Source organism: Tractidigestivibacter montrealensis, from assembly GCF_024741235.1.
Classification (GTDB): domain Bacteria; phylum Actinomycetota; class Coriobacteriia; order Coriobacteriales; family Atopobiaceae; genus Tractidigestivibacter; species Tractidigestivibacter montrealensis.
On record NZ_JANSKA010000004.1, the window covers coordinates 63,095 to 79,206 of the forward strand.

A 16,112-nucleotide genomic window follows, 5' to 3' on the forward strand; every position below is an offset into this window, starting at 1 on the left:
CATGGCACGCGTGGCAAGCGTCTCTCGGCAGACCGCCGAGACATCGATTGAGGTCACGGTGAACCTTGACGGTACCGGTACCTCGGACATCTCGACGGGGGTGGGCTTCTTCGACCACATGCTCACGGCGCTCTCGCGCCACTCGCTCGTGGACCTCACGGTGCACGTGAAGGGTGACACCTGGGTGGATGACCACCACACCGTTGAGGACACCGGCATCGTGCTGGGACAGGCGCTCCACCAGGCGCTGGGCGACAAGCGCAGCATCCGCCGCTTTGGCGATGCGCTGGTCCCTCTCGACGAGGCCCTGATCATGGCGGCCGTTGACATCTCCGGCCGTGGCGAGCTCTTTTGGGACGTGCCCATTGGCCCGCAGAAGGTGGGCACCTTTGACACCGAGCTGGGGCACGAGTTCTTCTGCGGCCTGGCGCGTGACGCCGGCATGACCGTTCACCTGCGCGAGGTTGCCGGCGAGAACGCACACCACATCCTCGAGGCCACGTTCAAGTCGTTCGCCCGCGCCCTCCGGGCCGCCGTCGAGCCGGACCCGCGTGTGGAGGGCATCCCGTCCACGAAGGGGGCGCTCTGATGGCATCCGCAAAGATCGTCGTCATCGACTACCACAAGGGCAACCTCCTCTCCGTCCAGCACGGCCTTGCCGCCGTGGGAGGCGAGGCGGTCATCTCGGACGCGCCCGAGGACATTTCCGTTGCCTCTGGCCTTGTGCTTCCCGGCGTGGGGAGCTTCGAGAGCGCCATGGAATACGTGAATGCCTCCGGCCAGGGTGAGGCAATCCTCGACGCGCTTGGTCGTGGCGTTCCCTTCCTGGGCATCTGCCTGGGTCTCCAGCTCCTCTTTTCCCGTGGCGAAGAGCGCTCTGGCGAGAGGGGCCTCCCGCACGAGAACGAGGAGCCCGTCGCCGCCGGCACGCCTGGAGACGACCGCTGGGTCGCCGGACTGGGCTACTTCCCCGGTTCTGTCACGCGGCTGCGCTCGGGGAGGCTCAAGGTGCCGCACGTGGGGTGGGACCAGGTCTACCCAACCGAGGTTGGCGAGAGAGCGCAGCTTCTGCGAGGCGTGCCCTCAGGTGCGAACTTCTACTTCACGCACTCCTACGCGCTGGCTGACGATGTCGACCCAACGCTGGTTGCTGCCCGCACGCACTACGCGCGGAGCTTTGGCTCTGCCGTTGCCCGGGGTCCCGTCCTTGGTGTGCAGTTCCATCCCGAGAAGTCCTCGGCAACGGGCCTTGTCATTCTCTCCAACTTCGTCGACATCGTGAGGGCTGGGGGCGTCCGATGATCCTCTTCCCGGCAATCGACCTGGTTGGCGGCCGTGTGGTGCGTCTTGCGAACGGTGACCGCTCGCGCATGGACGTCTATTCGGATAGCCCGGCCTCCGTGGCCCGCGACTTTCTCGCCCGCGGTGCCAGCTGGGTGCACGTGGTAGACCTCTCGAGCGCGCTTGGCGAGGACGAGGCAGCCCGCGAGGCTAACGCCCAGGCGATACGCGCAATCTGCCAGGTCGAGGGGCTTTCGGTCGATGCCGGAGGCGGCGTGCGCTCCATCGAGGCCATGCGCCGGCTTGCGGGGCTGGGCGTGCGGCGCATCGCCATTGGCACCGCGCTCGTGCGTAACCCCGCATTTGCCCGCCAGGCGGCGAGCGAGTTTGGCGACATGGCGGTGGCAGACGTCGCCGCGAAGGACGGCGTGGTGCGCGTGAACGGCTGGCGCGAGGGCGGCTCGCTTGCAGCGGACGACCTTGTTTCCAGTCTTGCTAAGATGGGCTTTCGCCATCTTGTCTTCACTGACATCGCGCGCGACGGCATGCAGACGGGCGTCGACCCCGCGGCGTACAGGCACATCGCCGAAGTTGCAGGCTTTCCCGTGGTGGCCTCGGGTGGCATTGCCAGCGTGGACGACGTGCGTTCGCTTGCCGCGCTGGGCCCACAGGTGGTTGAGGGCTGCATAACGGGGCGCGCGTTGTATGAGGGCGCGCTCACGCTCGAGGACGCTCTCGCCGCGTGCGGGTAGACAGTGGGGGTCTGCCGGCCCTCCTGCCCGGCTCAGCGCTCGCCGCCTTTGGCGGCTCGCTCGCTGCGCGATTCGCCTAGCAGGAGGGCCGGCAGACCTCGAAACGGCCACGCGCAGGCAGCGCGCCCTCGCGCAACGTCGCTTGGCTTCTGTTCTTTTGTTCTTTTGGAAGGTCGGGCCCTGGTCCCAGGCTCCAGTCAGGGGATGACCCTCTTAACGCGTTAGTTTCGTGTAATAGCCCCTTCGCGCCTCTCGCAAAGTGAGTCGCGAAGCGAGCGAGCCGCCCCAAGGGCGGCGAGCGCCGAACTTTGAGAGAGGCGCGAAGGGGCTCCCATCGAAGGGAAGTAACCATGCTGACAAAGAGGGTCATCCCCTGTTTGGACGTCAAGGACGGCCGCGTCGTTAAGGGCGTCAACTTCGTCGACCTACGCGACGCCGGCGACCCCGTGGAGCTTGCCGCCAAGTACGACCGCGAAGGCGCGGACGAGGTTGTCTTCCTCGACATCACCGCAACCTCGGATGATCGCTCCACTACGGTGGACCTGGCCTCTCGCGCGGCAAGCCAGCTGCACATCCCCTATACCGTGGGCGGCGGCTTCCGCGACGTCGAGGGCTGCCGCGTGATGGTCTCGGCGGGCGCCGACAAGGTCTCCATCAACTCGGCAGCCGTGCGCGACCCTACCCTCATCACGCGCGCTGCCAGCGCCTTTGGCAGCCAGGCCGTGGTCGTGGCCATAGACGCCAAGCAGGTGGGTCCGGGCGACAAGTGGGAGGTCTACCTTGCCGGAGGCCGCATCCCCACGGGCATCGACGCCGTCGAGTGGGCCGAGGAGGCCGCACGCCGCGGCGCCGGAGAGATTCTTCTCACGAGCATGGACCGTGACGGCACCAAGGATGGCTTCGACATCCCGCTCACCCGCGCAGTCTCTCGTGCCGTGAGCATCCCCGTAATCGCCTCGGGCGGCGTTGGCACGCTCGAACACTTTGCCGAGGGCATCATCGAGGGCGAGGCCGACGCCGTTCTCGCCGCGAGCGTCTTCCACTTTGGTACGTACACGGTGCGTCAGGTGAAGGAGTACATGGCGAGCCAAGGCATCCCGGTGAGGCTCGACTTCTAGCGCACCTTGCGCTCCGCTATCCGCAACACCTGTACGAGAAGGAGCAAGAACCATGACAGATGCTTCGCACGTCTCGCCAACCTATGCCGGCGAGCCCACGCAGCCCTGTGACGACTTTCCCGGCTGCGTGAGCTTTGACGCCCACGGTCTTGTGCCCGTGGTGGTGCAGCAGGAGGGCACGGGCGAGGTGCTCATGGTCGCCTGGGCCAACCACGAGGCCCTGGACCTCACCCTCAAGACGCGTACCAGCTGGTTCTGGTCGCGTTCGCGCAAGGAGCTCTGGAACAAGGGTGCTACCAGCGGCAACATGCAGCAGGTGCGCCGCATCCTTGTGGACTGCGACGCAGACACCCTCGTCTACGTGGTTGACTCGCCCGGTCCCGCCTGCCACACGGGACACCGCAGCTGCTTCTTCCGTGAGGTTCCTCTCGTCTGAGCTCCGTGCCCCCAAGCGCTACGTTGCCTGCACATTCCGCGGGCGCCCTTGCCGTACACTGGGGTAGGTTGCTCGCACAGACCAAAGGAGAACAGATGGGCGTCAGAACCGCAAACGTGCAGGACGGAAACATCGGGGAGACCCTGGAGGGGCTTGCCGCCGTCATCCACGAGCGTGCCGCCTCGGCGTCCCCGGAGGAGTCCTACACGGCGCGCCTCCTCACGCCCGAGAAGGGCGACAAGCTGCTCTCCAAGCTCGCCGAGGAGTCCTCGGAGATCATCATGGCTTGCAAGGACGAGGACCACGACCACATCCGCTACGAGATGGGCGACCTTCTCTACCACATGCTCGTGGTTGCCGAGAAGTACGGCATCACCCTCAATGAGCTGGCCGGCGAGCTTGACGCCCGCCGCAAGTAGGCAGAACCGGAGGTAACCCAAGCATGGCGCAGAGGCCCAAGGTCACAGACAGAGACGAGCTTGCCAAGAAGATCCAGCCGGTCATCCTGGGGGCAGACTACTCCTGCTACGCGTATGTCCGCGCCTTCTGGGAGGCCTACCACGTTCGCTCGATCATCTACGCGGGCTCGGACATCAAGTCCATCTCGCGCACCAAGTTCGCTAACTACCACGTGGAGGAGGGCGTCGACTCCGAGGAGGTCCTCATCCCGCTGCTCAAGCGCGTGGGCGACCAGCTTTGCGTCGAGGGACGCGTGCCCTTCCTCGTGACCTGCGGCGACTTCTACGCGCGCATCGTCTCGAAGCACAAGCCGGAGCTCGAGCGCTGGTACTACACGCCTGTCGTGGACTTTGACGTGCTCGACTTTGTCACGCAGAAGCAGAACTTCTACGAGGTGTGCGAGCAGGTGGGCATGGCCTACCCCAAGACGCGCTTCCTCGACTGCTCGCTCAAGGGCGCCGTTCCCAACGACGAGGGCTTCACCTACCCGCTGGTGGCCAAGCCGTCCAACTCGGCCCACTACCACTATGCGGAGTTCGAGGGCAAGAAGAAGGTCTTCGTCATCCAGACGCCGGAGGAGCTGCGCCGGGTCTACACGGCACTCCAGGAGTCCTGCTACGACGACAGCCTCATCGTGCAGGAGTTTGTCCCGGGCGGCGACTCCCACATGTATGCCCTCTACTGCTACGTCGACAAGGACTCCAACCCTGTATTTACGGTCTGCTGCCACGTTGGCCTCGAGGACCACCACCCCAGCGCCATCGGAAACGCCGCTGCCATCGTCCCCGAGCCAAACGAGGAGATGACCTCCTCGGCCGCGCGCTTCCTCAAGAAGGTAGGCTACCACGGCATGTGCTGCTTTGACGCCAAGTACGACGCGCGCGACGGCAGCTACCGCTTCCTCGAGGTCAACGCCCGTCCCGGCCGCAGCTCGTGGCTCGTGCTCCTCTCGGGCATCAACTATGCCCAGATTCAGGTGGAAGACGCCATTCTCGGCGTGAACCCTGAGCCCGTGGAGCCCAAGGGCGACTGGGCTTACGTGGGCGTCCCCAAGGCTGTGATCGAGCGCTGCATGCCCAACGTGCCCGTGAAGGAGCGCGTGCTTGCTGCCTATGACAACCACACCGCGAGCTTTGCTCTCGACTGGCCCGAGGACTCCTTCTCCCAGCGCTTCTGGGCGCGGGTCAACTTCGAGCATCAGGTCTCTAAGTTCAAGCGCTACCTCCCCGAGCCGGACCAGCCGTGACGGTTGGGCGCTCCAGCGCAGGAAGGCATAGCGTGCCATGACAATCCGTGACCCCGGTGCCCGCCCCGACTTCGATGACGCGCGTTCGCTTGACGAGAGCCTGCCCGAGTTGCGTCGCCAGGTGGACGACGCGCCCACCGACCCCGGCTGCTACCTCTGGAAGGACGCGCGCGGACAGGTCGTCTACGTGGGCAAGGCCAAAAACCTGCGTGCTCGCCTGCGTCAGTACGTGACGCTCCAGGACGACCGCGACAAGATCCCCCTCATGATGCAGGTCGTGCGGTCGTTCGACTACATCGTGGTGGGCTCCGAGCACGAGGCCCTCGTGCTCGAGCGCAACCTCATCGCCCAGTATCACCCGTACTTCAACGTGGACTTCAAGGACGACAAGAGCTACCCCTACATTGCCATCACCGAGTCGGACGTGTTCCCGGCCATCAAGTACACGCGCGAGCACCACCGCAAGGGCACGCGCTACTTTGGGCCCTACACCGACGCCCACGCCGCACGAGACACCATCGACACGCTGCGCAAGGTCGTTCCCATCTGCATAGCCACGTGCGCGGAGTGGAAGCGCTGTCGTCGCGAGTTGGAGCGCCGCCCTGACGAGGCGGCCGTGGCCAACCTGGCGCTTGCCCGCACGGGGCGGCCCTGCTTCGACTACCACATGGGCAAGGGGCCGGGCGTCTGCGTGGGCGCCATCGACACCGTCGAGTACGCCAAGCACGTGCGTCAGGTCGAGGACTTTCTCGCCGGGCGCCGCTCGCACGTGGTCTCGGCCGTGGAGGAGCAGATGCGCGAGGCCGCCACGGACCTCGACTTCGAGCGTGCGGGCCGCCTCAAGGCGCGCCTCGAGAGCCTGAACGCCTTGGACGATCGCCAGCAGGTCATGTTCTCCTCGGACGTCTCGCTTGACCTCATTGGCTTCTACCGCGAGGAGACCATCAGCGCGGCGTGCGTCTTTGTGGTGCGCGAGGGCCGCACGGTGCGCACCGTCGAGTTCATTCTCGACAAGGGTGCGGACGTGGGGGAGGTCGAGCTGCAGGGCGGCTTCCTCAAGCGCTACTACGACGAGACGGCAGACATCCCCTCCGAGGTGGACGTGGACGTAGACCTGCCGGACGCCGAGCTCCTCTCGGAATGGCTTGCCGAGAAGCGCGGGCGCGCCTGCCACATCCATCACCCGCAGCGCGGCGAGAAGCGCCACCTCCTGGACATGGCGGCCGCCAACGCCCGCCATGCGCTCATGCGCTACATGGTGCGCACGGGCTACGCGGACGACCGCACCAACCAGGCGTTGCTGCAGCTCGAGAGCGCGCTTGCCCTCGACGCGCCGCCCATGCGCATCGAGTGCTTCGACATCTCGACGCTCCACGGCCACTTCACGGTTGCCTCCATGGTCGTCTTCACCAACGGCCGTCCCGACAAGTCCCAGTACCGGCGCTTCAAGATCCAGACGCCGCTCACCGAGGCGAACGACTTCGTGAGCATGTCGGAGGTTCTCGCCCGCCGCTACGCGCCCGAGCGCATGGCCGACGAGCGCTTTGGATCGCGCCCGGACCTGCTGGTGGTCGACGGCGGCAAGCCCCAGCTCACGGCTGCCATGGAGCAGCTCTCCTCGCTGGGACTGGACATCCCCGTGTGCGGCCTTGCCAAGTCTGACGAGGAGGTCTTTGTCCCCTGGGACGAGACGCCCGTGGTGCTGCCCTCGGGCTCGGCCTCGCTCTACCTCATCAAGCAGGTGCGCGATGAGTCGCACCGCTTTGCCATCACCTTCCACCGCGAGCTGCGCGACAAGGCCATGACCGTCTCGGTGCTCGACGACGTGCCGGGCGTGGGCCCCAAGCGCAAGCGGGCCATCATGCGCCGCTTTGGCTCGCTCAAGCGCTTGCGTGCTGCGAGCGTGGAGGACATCGCCCAGGTTCCGGGCGTGCCCGCCGAGGTGGCGCAGGCGGTCTACGACGCCCTGCGCGTCTGGGACGAGGAGGCCCAGACGGTGGCGGAGAAGGCCCGTTAGTCGGGGACCGCAAACATTCCGGAGATGTAGCTAAAGTCTCCGTCGATGTGGCTCACGGTGGAGCGGCCAAGCGGAGACAGATTGTCTGTCAGGTCAAACGAGAGGAGCTCGCGATCGGCGCCCACAACGTAGAGCGTGTCGCCAGAGATGCAGCTCTGCATGGCGGTGCAGGTAAGGTTGTGCTCTTCCGAGAGCGGTTCCCACGTTGCGGGGTCGTAGAGCGCGGCTGTGGTCGGGCTCTCGCTATGAATGTCTCCAAAGAGGAGGAGCACGTAGCCATTCCAGGGGAGGGCATCAAGCACGGCCGTATCGAATTCCTTCGATTCGAGCATGCCCGTGTCGGTGTGGTAGATGCCGAGCTGCGTCGATGGGACTTGCCCCGAGGTATCTTCCCAATTCGCAAAGAAGAGCAGGTCGCCTGCGGCAACGGGCCGATAACGACCGGATCCAAGCTTAGTCGTGGTTACGGTGTCCATCAGATTGAGGTCTCGGCCGTAGATGCTGATCCACGATGTGGACTCGTCTGGCGCATCAGGCGAGAGGGGACTTCCCGTTGAGAAGGCATACAGCTTCCCGCCGTAAAGGCAGAGGGATTCGATGTAGGTGTCCGTCTCCTCAATGTCAGTGACATCGCCCGTTTGCCGGTCAATGCGGCATATGTGCGAGACGTTGTTGAGGTTGCTGCAGGTAAAGATATAGTCATCGTCTGCGCAGACTCCATAGAGGTTTATCTGATCGACGCCGTAGCGGGTCACGGAAAGGTCATCCAGGTCCACGCCGAGCACCGTCTTCTCGTCGCGCTTGGTTGTGTAGCCTTGAGGGATAACATAAAGCGTGCCGTCATAGACGGGGGAGAGGTTCCAGTCACATCCGAGCGTGGCATAGTCAAGCGGCAGATCGCCGAGTTCGTCGAGCTCGCTGTCATAGAGAATGATTCGGCTACGCGCCTGGAACTGCCGTGTCTCAATCACGCCAAAGGACGCCTGTCCCGTGGGGGCAGGGGAGACGTTTCTTCTGGCAAGCCAAACGATGAAGAACGCCGTGGCAGTGCATGCGAGAAATGCAACCAGCAGTGCGGCACGCTTTTTCATCTGCGTCTCCAGTCAGGGGTGAAGGAGGCGCACCCCCATGGAATAAACGGGGTGCACCGTGAAGCCAGACTATACTTGAGAGTAAATTGTCGACGTATGCGAAGACATAACAAGTTCTGCCGGGTAGACCGCATTACCCCAGGCAGGTGTGTCGAGGTCAATTCCATAGAGGTCTTTGTAGGCAGCCCACACAAGCTGAGAACAATAGAAAGAGCTACGCGTATCCCTATCGAAGAAATTGTAGTTGTATGGCTTTCCAATCTGCGAATAACACCAGTTGGCCGCTGCTGCATCTTGTGTCGTGGTCGTCTCGTTCACGTTTAGACCGTATACGACCCCCTTCGAGGATGCCCAGTTATTTGACCCAAAAACGACTCCTTGGTCTGTGGACTCTACAACTCTTGAGGAAGAGTAGACGATAGCTGCATGTCCAGAAGGAATCCACTTAAACTTGTCCCCGGTGACAAGGATCACTCCCTTGCGAGTGGGGTAGGTTCCCAAGCGCCTCATTGGTCCCTTATCGGACATTATCGGCATACGTGCAGCCTCTTCCCAATAGGGCGCGAACTCCTCTTCAGAGGGGACATCTCTCGCGGGTGGCTCTGATGCAACTGCAGGGGTGTGAAAACTACTGATAGCGAGAAGAACAACGAGGATTGGTAAAACGGCAATCATCTTCTTGTACATCTCAAACTCCTCTTGGATAAGGAATGTTCTCGCCGTATCGATCCGAGATACTTCTGAGACGTTTTAGTCGACAGAGGTGCTTGTACCGTTCCATCTATCTCTTCCTCTCGCCTCCGTGTTTGATATGGGACTGACTAGGAAGATGATTTCAGGATTAGGGGTTCGCGTCTGTCGTCCAAGAGGATGGGATTCGTAAATTCGTGTCAACTCAAGAGCGAGGTTATTACCTTGTGCAATTCAGCTGCGCTGTGAATGCCAAGGGCGACATAAATGCGACTCCGGTATGACTTAACAGTTCCTCGTGCTATATGAAGCTGATCACAGATTTCACTCTCGCTGTCACCCCGAGCGATGAGGAGGGCAATTTGTGCTTGGAGCTCGTTGAGCCCGCAACTGCGGAGGTGCTTGAGCACCACGTCCGCGTCCTTCGGAGAGTTTCCGTCGGGGGATGTTGTTGGGGAGATCTTTCCAAATACCATGGCCCCGGCAACAAAAAGAAGTGCACACAGCATGTATGACACGTCGGGATGAGATGTGAGTAGGGAGTCAATGGGTCTCTGAAGAAGGAAACAGAATCCCACGAGAGCCGCGAGTTCGCGGGAGCGACAAAATAGTCCCTGTATGCCTGTTTGCAGGAGATGCCTGGTGCGATGCGTCCACGAGATTTCAGCTCCGGGTAGAGCTACGTTCGTGCCAACGAGCAAAACGGTTGCGAAAAGAACCAACAGTGAAAGGATGCGAAAGAGCCACAGAAGTGGCCAAGACGCCACCAGAAGCGCTGCGGAGAGTGTCGTTCCGGTAGCCGCGAAGAGGCTTTTTTCCCATGAGGGGGAAACGCCAAGCCGTTGTCGAAGGGCTTCCTCTCCTCCCGAATCTGGATGGCAGAGAAAACCGACGAGCGCACCACAGATGAGAGCGAGTCCAAAGGCGTGTGCAGTCACAAGTTGACTGTCAGCATCGAAAGGACACAAGGTATATGCAAGGCAGAACCCCATACAGGTAAGGGTGCTCCAATGCTTATGCAAGAATGCAAATCTACGGTTGGCTGATGTTGAGTTTTCGCTTGCGTTATCAGATTTGACGTCATTGCTCTGCTGTGCAGAAGAGATGAGAAGGCAGAGTTCTTGCTTGGAGCGTATTCCCAATTTCTCATATCCCCGAGAGCGATTGGTATTGACAGTTGACTCTGAGACGCCGAGTTCTTGTGCGATGATGCGGCGCGGCTTTCCAAGTGCGGTACTGATAAGAACCTCGGTCTCTCGACTACTGAGCGGACGGAGTGCATGGGAGGAGAGAAGCTGCTCGATACGGGTGCTCTCACGGGCTATTTGCCTGGGATTTGTCGACTCTCCGGTGGTGGTTGTATGCCTGGGGGACGCATGACGGATAAGACATACAATTACGACGGTAACAGCAAAGAGGTGCGTCCCCGTTAGAACAAGAGCGAGATGTGGGTAATCCGATAGGGTGTCATAGAGTGAGGCCGAGAATACGAGTCCGGAGACAAGTGAGAAGAGCATCCGTTCGTCTGTTCCGGAAGATAGACGAGTGAGGAGTTGCGCTACGAGAGATGCCGTGGCACCGAGGCATGCCGAGAAGGCGGGAAACCATGGGCCGATTGCCGGAAACGAGAGACCCAGAACAAGCGGCACAGCAAAAGTAATTCCGAGAATTACTGCAGACTGGAGAACTGCGTTACCATTGGGTTCCGGATGCGCAAACTCAAGGGCGAGACAAATCCACCCAACAAGAGCGAATGCGGTAGCTACGACCTCAGCTGCAGCAAACTCTACGAGAGCGTTGGCTTCAACAAGCAATACCTCTAGCGCGAAGATGGGAATTGCGACTATGGCTCCTGCAATAGCCATGAACTGCCGACACTTCTCGGAAGAGACCTTGTCGGCAGCTCCGAGCGTGCGTCCGACGAGCAAGGCGGCGCAGGTGAGGCTGAGCGTGAGTAGTGGTTGGCGGGGAGGTAGCGCTGCAATCAATCCCGACCAGATACACCAGATGGGCTTACCTCTTCGCGCAAGGATGGCATACGCTCTCATCATGTCTCCCTCATGGCTTGATGCTGAGAATAGGACAAAGCCTGCTCTACTGAGGCTGCGCTCCGGTAGGTGGTGGGCGAGAGCCCGATGAGACAGCGCGGGATATCACTCGGGTTCGCTGTGCCTGATGTGAGTATGCAAAAGCGCCCAGCTCCGAATCTCGCGAGCCAGTTGCTCTCAGCATCGGCTAGCCTTGTCTCTAGTCCAAAATGGCGCGACCATGGTGGCCGCGCGGAGAGGAGCATCAATGGCTGTCAATCCGCTCGTCCAGTCCCTCAAGGGCAAGCTCATCGTTAGCGTCCAGGCGTATCCCGGAGAACCCATGCGCCACCCCGAGACCATGGCCCAGATCGCCCGCGCCTGCGAGCTGGGTGGTGCCGCAGCCATCCGCTGCCAGGGCCTCTCGGACATCGCCGCCATCAAGGGCCGCGTCGAGGTTCCCGTCATCGGCCTCTGGAAGGAGGGCCACGACGGCGTCTACATCACGCCCACGCTGCGCCATGCCGTTGCCTGCGTGAACGCCGGTGCCGACGTGGTGGCAATCGACGCCACCAATCGCCCGCGCCCCGACGGCCGCACCTTCGAGGAGACCGTCCGCGACCTGCGCGCCCAGTGCGAGACCATCGTCATGGCCGACTGCATGACCATCGAGGACATCCGTCGCGGCGTCGCGTGCGGCTGCGACATCGTGTCCACCACGCTCTCGCACAACAAGCCTGCCATCGACACCACGTTGGACGACGGCCCCGACATCGCCCTTCTCGCAGAAGCCGCCAAGGAGTTCCCCGGCTTCCCCGTGATCTGCGAGGGCCACGTCCACACCCCGGCGGATGCGCGCGCGGCCATCGACGCCGGCGCGTGGGCGGTGGTCTCGGGCACCGCGATCACGCATCCCACGAGCATCACCAGCTGGTTCAAGGCGGCCATCGAGGCGTAGGGCATTCTTGGCAGATGGTAGTAACCCGGCCCTAGCGGCCATGAGAGAGGAGAAGCACATGGCAGAGAACAACGGGTCTGGAACTGCGGCGCCGCTCGATGCGGCCGCTGCCGCAAAGGTAGCGTTTGCCGAGGTCACAGGCGAGCCATTCCCCACAGACATCTACACGGCGCCGCAGCTCTCCTGGACGGTCATCGGTTGCGGCGTGATTGCCAACCAGATGGCGACCTCGCTTGCCCTCTCCGGCCGCCATCTCCGCGGCGTTGCCAACCGCACGCGCGAGAAGGCCGAGGCCTTCGCCAAGCGTTACGGCGTGGAGCGCGTGTACGACTCGGCCGAGGAGCTCTACCAGGACCCCGGGGTAGATGCCGTCTACATCACCACGCCGCACAACACGCACATCCGCTACCTGCGCGGTGCCCTCGCGGCAGGCAAGCACGTTCTCTGCGAGAAGTCTATCACGCTCAACTCCGAGGAGCTCGACGAGGCCCGTGCGCTTGCGCGCGAGAACAACGTGGTGCTCATGGATGCCACGACCATCCTGCACATGCCGCTTTACCAGGAGCTTCTCCGCCGCGCCAACGCGGGAGAGTTTGGTGCCATGAACCTGGCGCAGCTCAACTTTGGCAGCTACAAGGAGTACGGCGACCTCACCAACCGTTTCTACAACCCCAGGCTGGCGGGCGGCGCGATGCTCGACATTGGCGTCTACGCGCTCTCGCTCATGAGGCTCTTCATGGCAAGCCAGCCCACGGAGGTCGTTTCTCTCGCCAACCTGGCGTCGACGGGCGTGGACCAGACCTCGGGAATCGTGTGCCGCAACAAGGAGGGGCAGATGGGCGTCCTCTCGCTTACGCTCCACTCCAAGCAGCCCAAGCGAGCGGTCCTGAGCTTTGACCGCTGCTACGTCGAGGTCATGGACTATCCCCGCGCTGACGTTGCAACCATCGTGTGGACGGAGGACGGGCGCCGCGAGGAGGTTCGCGCAGGTCGCTCGGGCTATGCGCTCTGCTACGAGATTGCCGATCTCGAGCGTACGGTTGCGGGCGACGCACGTGCAGCAGGCCTCATCGACTACGCCGCTGACGTCATGCAGATCATGACCCGCCTGCGCCGCGAGTGGGGCGTGGTCTATCCCGAGGAGCGCGCATAGGTGCTAGCTGCAGAAATGCGCCCTTCGACGAGAAAATGCCGCCTGAGCGAAGGTGTCGTACGGAATGCTGTCGAAACCTCACACTCGGGCGAGAAATTCTCCCCCGAGGGGCGCTTTCGTATGAAGTAGCTGCGATAACGTGCCCTCCGGCGTCAATTCCGCGCCGGAAGGGCAATTTCGTACGTAATCCTTGCGGTAACGCTGCTTCCGGACCCCCGGACCCCCGGACCCCCGGACCCCCGGACCATTTTGCTTCCGGACCAGCGGAGAATAGCTCCTTTTCTTAAACGGCGGTTGCGTTTGCCCAGGTGGCGGCTAACTGGATTAAGAAATGGAGCTTATACTCCACGGGGCGAGAGGGGCTAGAGCCTGAGAGAGGCACGCCATCCCAACTTAGAACGTTGCTATTAGCGAGAGCCCCTATCAAAAGCGCATCTCTATGGACGGCACTGCTGCATCTCGGCACTTTATTGCGCGTTTTTCCTCATCCTAAATACGTTTGCTCAGATAAGCTCAAATTTACGAGAAATATCGCGCAATAATCCTATGCGAGAGTTTCGATAGTGGGGCGATCGCCCCGCCCGCCCGTCGAGAGGCCCGCCCGCCGAGAAGCCCGCCCGCCGAGAAGCCCGCCAGCTGAGAGCCCCGGACGAGAAGCACGGGCCCCGGGGGAGCAACGGCACCAGCACCAGCGCACCGGCTGGGCACCAACCCCTATACTTGATGCGGTTTCCACCAGAGCGGAGGAGGGGCGAATGCCAGACACAAGCACCGGCCAGGACATGCGCGACGCCGAGAGCCGCGACCGCGTCCCCGACATCGTGATCATCACGGGCATGTCCGGCTCGGGCCGCACGCAGGCCCTGCACTGCTTCGAGGACATGGGCTACTTCTGCATCGACAACCTCCCTCCGCGCCTTGTCCCGCAACTCGCGGAGCTCGTGGGAATCAACTCGGGCGTGGGCCGCCACCTGGCCGTGACCTGCGACCTGCGCAGCCAGGGCCTCTTCGATGAGCTCACGGACACCATCCGCCAGCTCGGCGAGCACGAGCTCTCCTGCAAGCTCCTCTTCCTGGACGCCTCCGACGAGATTCTCATGCGCCGCTACAACGAGAACCGCCGCCGCCACCCGCTCGCGGTCCCCGGCGAGTCCGTCGAGCACGCCATCAAGCGCGAGCGCCGGCAGCTCAAGGACGCGCGCGCGATGGCCGACCTCGTCATCGACACAAGCCACATGCGTACCTCCGCCCTGCGTGCGCGCCTCAGCGCGGCCTTCTCCGAGCTCACCGAGCAGCAGCTCCTCGACGTGAACGTCTTCTCGTTTGGCTTCAAGCACGGCATGCCCTCCGAGGCAGACCTCATGATCGACGTGCGCTTTCTGCCAAACCCCTTCTACGACCCCGAGATGCGCTATCTCACGGGTAATGACGAGAAGGTCGCACGCTTCGTGATGGACAACAAGATCACGCGCGACTTCATGGACGCGTGGCTGCGGCTGCTCGACGTTGCCATGCCGGGTTACGTCGCCGAGGGCAAGGCGCGCCTGTCCATTGCCGTGGGCTGCACGGGCGGCCAGCACAGAAGCGTCGCCATTGCCAATGCCACGGCGGCCCACCTCAAGGCGCAGGGCTATCGCGTGAACCTCTTCCATCGCGACCTCCCGGAGGCTGTCGCTACGGCTGCGCACGACGCAGCCACGGGCGAGAGGTAGCCCATGTCCTTCACCGCCCAGGTAAAAGACGAGCTCTCGCGCATAGAGCCCGCCTCCCGCATGGCCGAGCTCGCGCAGCTCTCGGCGCTTGTCCGCGTCTGCGGCACCATGAGCTTCCACGGTTCGGGGCGCTACTCGATTCGCATCGCCACTGAGACCGGAGCCGTGGCGCGCACCGTCATCAAGCTCACGCACCGCGTGTTTGACCTCGAGACCTCGCTTACCGTTAGACGCTCGGTCCTTCACAAGACGAGAAACTACCTCATCGAGATGCCCGAGCAGGACCGCCTGGCCGACGATCTCACCAGCCTGGGGATTCTCATCCCCGGGCGCGGCATCGCCCTAGGGGTGCCCGAGGAACTTCTCAAGACGAGAGAGGCACGCTGCGCCTTTGTGCGGGGCGCCTTCATGGCAGGTGGCTTTATCGCCGATCCGCGCGGTGACTTCCATCTCGAGATCGCGGTGACGGGGGAGGAGTTCGCCCGAGGCCTGGCCGATGTCATCTCGACCCTGGGCGCCTCGGTGCGCATCAACCGGCGCCGCGGCGCCTACGCGCTCTACCTCAAGAGCTTCGACGACGTGCTGTGCCTCCTGCGCCTGATGGGTGCCCAGCGCATGGCTCGCGTGGTCGAGGTCGCGCGTGCGAGAAAGTCCGTCAAGAACGACGTCAACCGCCGCGTCAACGCCGAGGTGGCCAACCAGGCGCGCTCGTCCTCGGCAGCCGTGGCGCAGCTCGAGCTCATCGACCGGGCGGACGAGCTCGTGGGCATCTCGCGCCTCCCGCCTGCGGTGCGCGAGTTCTGCGTCGCGCGCAGGGAGAACCCCGAGCTCTCGCTTGCGGCGCTGGGCGAGACCTTCGATCCGCCGGCCTCCAAGTCCGCCATGTACCACCGGTTGCTCAGGCTGGAGCAGATCGTGGGCGAAGAGGGCGCACCCGAGAAAAACTGAGAACGTTTCCACATCAGAAAATCCTCATTTATTCTCATAAAAGCGCAGCTAGATTGCATCACATACTATATTTTGCACAGAAATGCGTCCAGAATTGTGCCAGCGTTGCGGATTACTCGTTTTAGATTGGCAAACGTGCGGTAGAATGTCCCTAGCAATGACGTTTCGGCGTTGTTACATGGTCAGTCGGGGGGAGGCCCCGTCGGCCACTCGAAAGGAGAAAG

Annotated in this window: 15 protein-coding genes; 12 read left to right on the top strand and 3 right to left on the bottom strand. The window is 62.7% G+C overall.

What is annotated here, in order from left to right; genetic code table 11:
* Window position 1 precedes the first annotated feature (1 nt).
* The 8 genes from hisB (at window position 2) to uvrC (ending at window position 7,309) form a co-directional block, all read left to right on the top strand.
* Window positions 2-589 carry an imidazoleglycerol-phosphate dehydratase HisB gene (hisB, locus tag NVS32_RS06575; protein ID WP_258499104.1) on the top strand — a complete coding sequence of 196 codons (588 nt, stop codon included), beginning with the start codon at window positions 2-4 and terminating at the stop codon, window positions 587-589.
* Window positions 589-1,302, top strand: coding sequence for an imidazole glycerol phosphate synthase subunit HisH (locus tag NVS32_RS06580; protein ID WP_258499105.1), 714 nt, complete (start codon window positions 589-591; stop codon window positions 1,300-1,302). The genes hisB and NVS32_RS06580 overlap by 1 nt, the downstream gene beginning before the upstream one ends.
* The gene (locus NVS32_RS06585) at window positions 1,299-2,033 is read left to right on the top strand and encodes a 1-(5-phosphoribosyl)-5-[(5-phosphoribosylamino)methylideneamino]imidazole-4-carboxamide isomerase (RefSeq protein WP_258499106.1); all 735 of its coding nucleotides are present in this window, start codon (window positions 1,299-1,301) and stop codon (window positions 2,031-2,033) included. The genes NVS32_RS06580 and NVS32_RS06585 overlap by 4 nt, the downstream gene beginning before the upstream one ends.
* A 350-nt stretch (window positions 2,034-2,383) precedes the next feature.
* The gene (gene hisF, locus NVS32_RS06590; RefSeq protein WP_059054819.1) at window positions 2,384-3,151 is read left to right on the top strand and encodes an imidazole glycerol phosphate synthase subunit HisF; all 768 of its coding nucleotides are present in this window, start codon (window positions 2,384-2,386) and stop codon (window positions 3,149-3,151) included.
* A gap of 52 nt (window positions 3,152-3,203) precedes the next feature.
* Window positions 3,204-3,587 (top strand): phosphoribosyl-AMP cyclohydrolase, encoded by a 384-nt coding sequence (gene hisI / locus NVS32_RS06595; protein ID WP_258499107.1) that lies wholly within the window; start codon window positions 3,204-3,206, stop codon window positions 3,585-3,587.
* 95 nt (window positions 3,588-3,682) lie between these two features.
* Window positions 3,683-4,006 (top strand): phosphoribosyl-ATP diphosphatase, encoded by a 324-nt coding sequence (gene hisE, locus NVS32_RS06600; protein ID WP_258499108.1) that lies wholly within the window; start codon window positions 3,683-3,685, stop codon window positions 4,004-4,006.
* Window positions 4,007-4,029: 23 nt separating this feature from the next.
* On the top strand, window positions 4,030-5,292 hold the full coding sequence (locus tag NVS32_RS06605) for a carboxylate--amine ligase (RefSeq protein WP_258499109.1): 1,263 nt from the start codon (window positions 4,030-4,032) through the stop codon (window positions 5,290-5,292).
* A gap of 37 nt (window positions 5,293-5,329) precedes the next feature.
* Complete coding sequence (uvrC, locus tag NVS32_RS06610) at window positions 5,330-7,309, top strand: excinuclease ABC subunit UvrC (RefSeq protein WP_258499110.1); 1,980 nt, start codon at window positions 5,330-5,332, stop codon at window positions 7,307-7,309.
* Here uvrC and NVS32_RS06615 read toward each other — a convergent pair.
* From NVS32_RS06615 to NVS32_RS06625, 3 genes are all read right to left on the bottom strand, one after another.
* Window positions 7,306-8,400, bottom strand: coding sequence for a hypothetical protein (locus NVS32_RS06615; RefSeq protein WP_258499111.1), 1,095 nt, complete (start codon window positions 8,398-8,400; stop codon window positions 7,306-7,308). The two genes, uvrC and NVS32_RS06615, sit on opposite strands and share 4 nt — an antisense overlap.
* A 69-nt stretch (window positions 8,401-8,469) precedes the next feature.
* Entirely contained in the window at window positions 8,470-9,087 is a 618-nt protein-coding gene (locus NVS32_RS06620) for a YiiX/YebB-like N1pC/P60 family cysteine hydrolase (protein ID WP_258499112.1), read from the bottom strand.
* Window positions 9,088-9,290: 203 nt separating this feature from the next.
* Window positions 9,291-10,955, bottom strand: coding sequence for a LuxR C-terminal-related transcriptional regulator (locus NVS32_RS06625; RefSeq protein ID WP_258499113.1), 1,665 nt, complete (start codon window positions 10,953-10,955; stop codon window positions 9,291-9,293).
* Between the two features lie 430 nt (window positions 10,956-11,385).
* Between NVS32_RS06625 and NVS32_RS06630 the strand changes: the two genes are divergently transcribed.
* The 4 genes from NVS32_RS06630 (at window position 11,386) to whiA (ending at window position 15,888) form a co-directional block, all read left to right on the top strand.
* A complete protein-coding gene (locus NVS32_RS06630; protein ID WP_258499114.1) occupies window positions 11,386-12,075 on the top strand; it encodes an N-acetylmannosamine-6-phosphate 2-epimerase in 690 nt (229 codons plus the stop codon).
* A 58-nt stretch (window positions 12,076-12,133) separates the two neighbouring features.
* Window positions 12,134-13,228, top strand: a complete 1,095-nt coding sequence (locus NVS32_RS06635) for a Gfo/Idh/MocA family protein (RefSeq protein ID WP_258499115.1) — start codon at window positions 12,134-12,136, stop codon at window positions 13,226-13,228.
* Window positions 13,229-13,983: 755 nt separating this feature from the next.
* The gene (gene rapZ / locus NVS32_RS06640; protein WP_258499116.1) at window positions 13,984-14,940 is read left to right on the top strand and encodes an RNase adapter RapZ; all 957 of its coding nucleotides are present in this window, start codon (window positions 13,984-13,986) and stop codon (window positions 14,938-14,940) included.
* A 3-nt stretch (window positions 14,941-14,943) separates the two neighbouring features.
* Window positions 14,944-15,888 (top strand): DNA-binding protein WhiA, encoded by a 945-nt coding sequence (gene whiA / locus NVS32_RS06645; protein ID WP_258499117.1) that lies wholly within the window; start codon window positions 14,944-14,946, stop codon window positions 15,886-15,888.
* Window positions 15,889-16,112: the final 224 nt, after the last annotated feature.

Bases quoted from the DNA above. Each gene is read 5' to 3' on its own strand.
- hisB (WP_258499104.1), top strand. From the start codon at position 2: ATGGCACGCGTGGCAAGCGTCTCTCGGCAGACCGCCGAGACATCGATT.
- NVS32_RS06580 (WP_258499105.1), top strand. From the start codon at position 589: ATGGCATCCGCAAAGATCGTCGTCATCGACTACCACAAGGGCAACCTC.
- NVS32_RS06585 (WP_258499106.1), top strand. From the start codon at position 1,299: ATGATCCTCTTCCCGGCAATCGACCTGGTTGGCGGCCGTGTGGTGCGT.
- hisF (WP_059054819.1), top strand. From the start codon at position 2,384: ATGCTGACAAAGAGGGTCATCCCCTGTTTGGACGTCAAGGACGGCCGC.
- hisI (WP_258499107.1), top strand. From the start codon at position 3,204: ATGACAGATGCTTCGCACGTCTCGCCAACCTATGCCGGCGAGCCCACG.
- hisE (WP_258499108.1), top strand. From the start codon at position 3,683: ATGGGCGTCAGAACCGCAAACGTGCAGGACGGAAACATCGGGGAGACC.
- NVS32_RS06605 (WP_258499109.1), top strand. From the start codon at position 4,030: ATGGCGCAGAGGCCCAAGGTCACAGACAGAGACGAGCTTGCCAAGAAG.
- uvrC (WP_258499110.1), top strand. From the start codon at position 5,330: ATGACAATCCGTGACCCCGGTGCCCGCCCCGACTTCGATGACGCGCGT.
- NVS32_RS06615 (WP_258499111.1), bottom strand. From the start codon at position 8,400: ATGAAAAAGCGTGCCGCACTGCTGGTTGCATTTCTCGCATGCACTGCC.
- NVS32_RS06620 (WP_258499112.1), bottom strand. From the start codon at position 9,087: ATGTACAAGAAGATGATTGCCGTTTTACCAATCCTCGTTGTTCTTCTC.
- NVS32_RS06625 (WP_258499113.1), bottom strand. From the start codon at position 10,955: ATGGCTATTGCAGGAGCCATAGTCGCAATTCCCATCTTCGCGCTAGAG.
- NVS32_RS06630 (WP_258499114.1), top strand. From the start codon at position 11,386: ATGGCTGTCAATCCGCTCGTCCAGTCCCTCAAGGGCAAGCTCATCGTT.
- NVS32_RS06635 (WP_258499115.1), top strand. From the start codon at position 12,134: ATGGCAGAGAACAACGGGTCTGGAACTGCGGCGCCGCTCGATGCGGCC.
- rapZ (WP_258499116.1), top strand. From the start codon at position 13,984: ATGCCAGACACAAGCACCGGCCAGGACATGCGCGACGCCGAGAGCCGC.
- whiA (WP_258499117.1), top strand. From the start codon at position 14,944: ATGTCCTTCACCGCCCAGGTAAAAGACGAGCTCTCGCGCATAGAGCCC.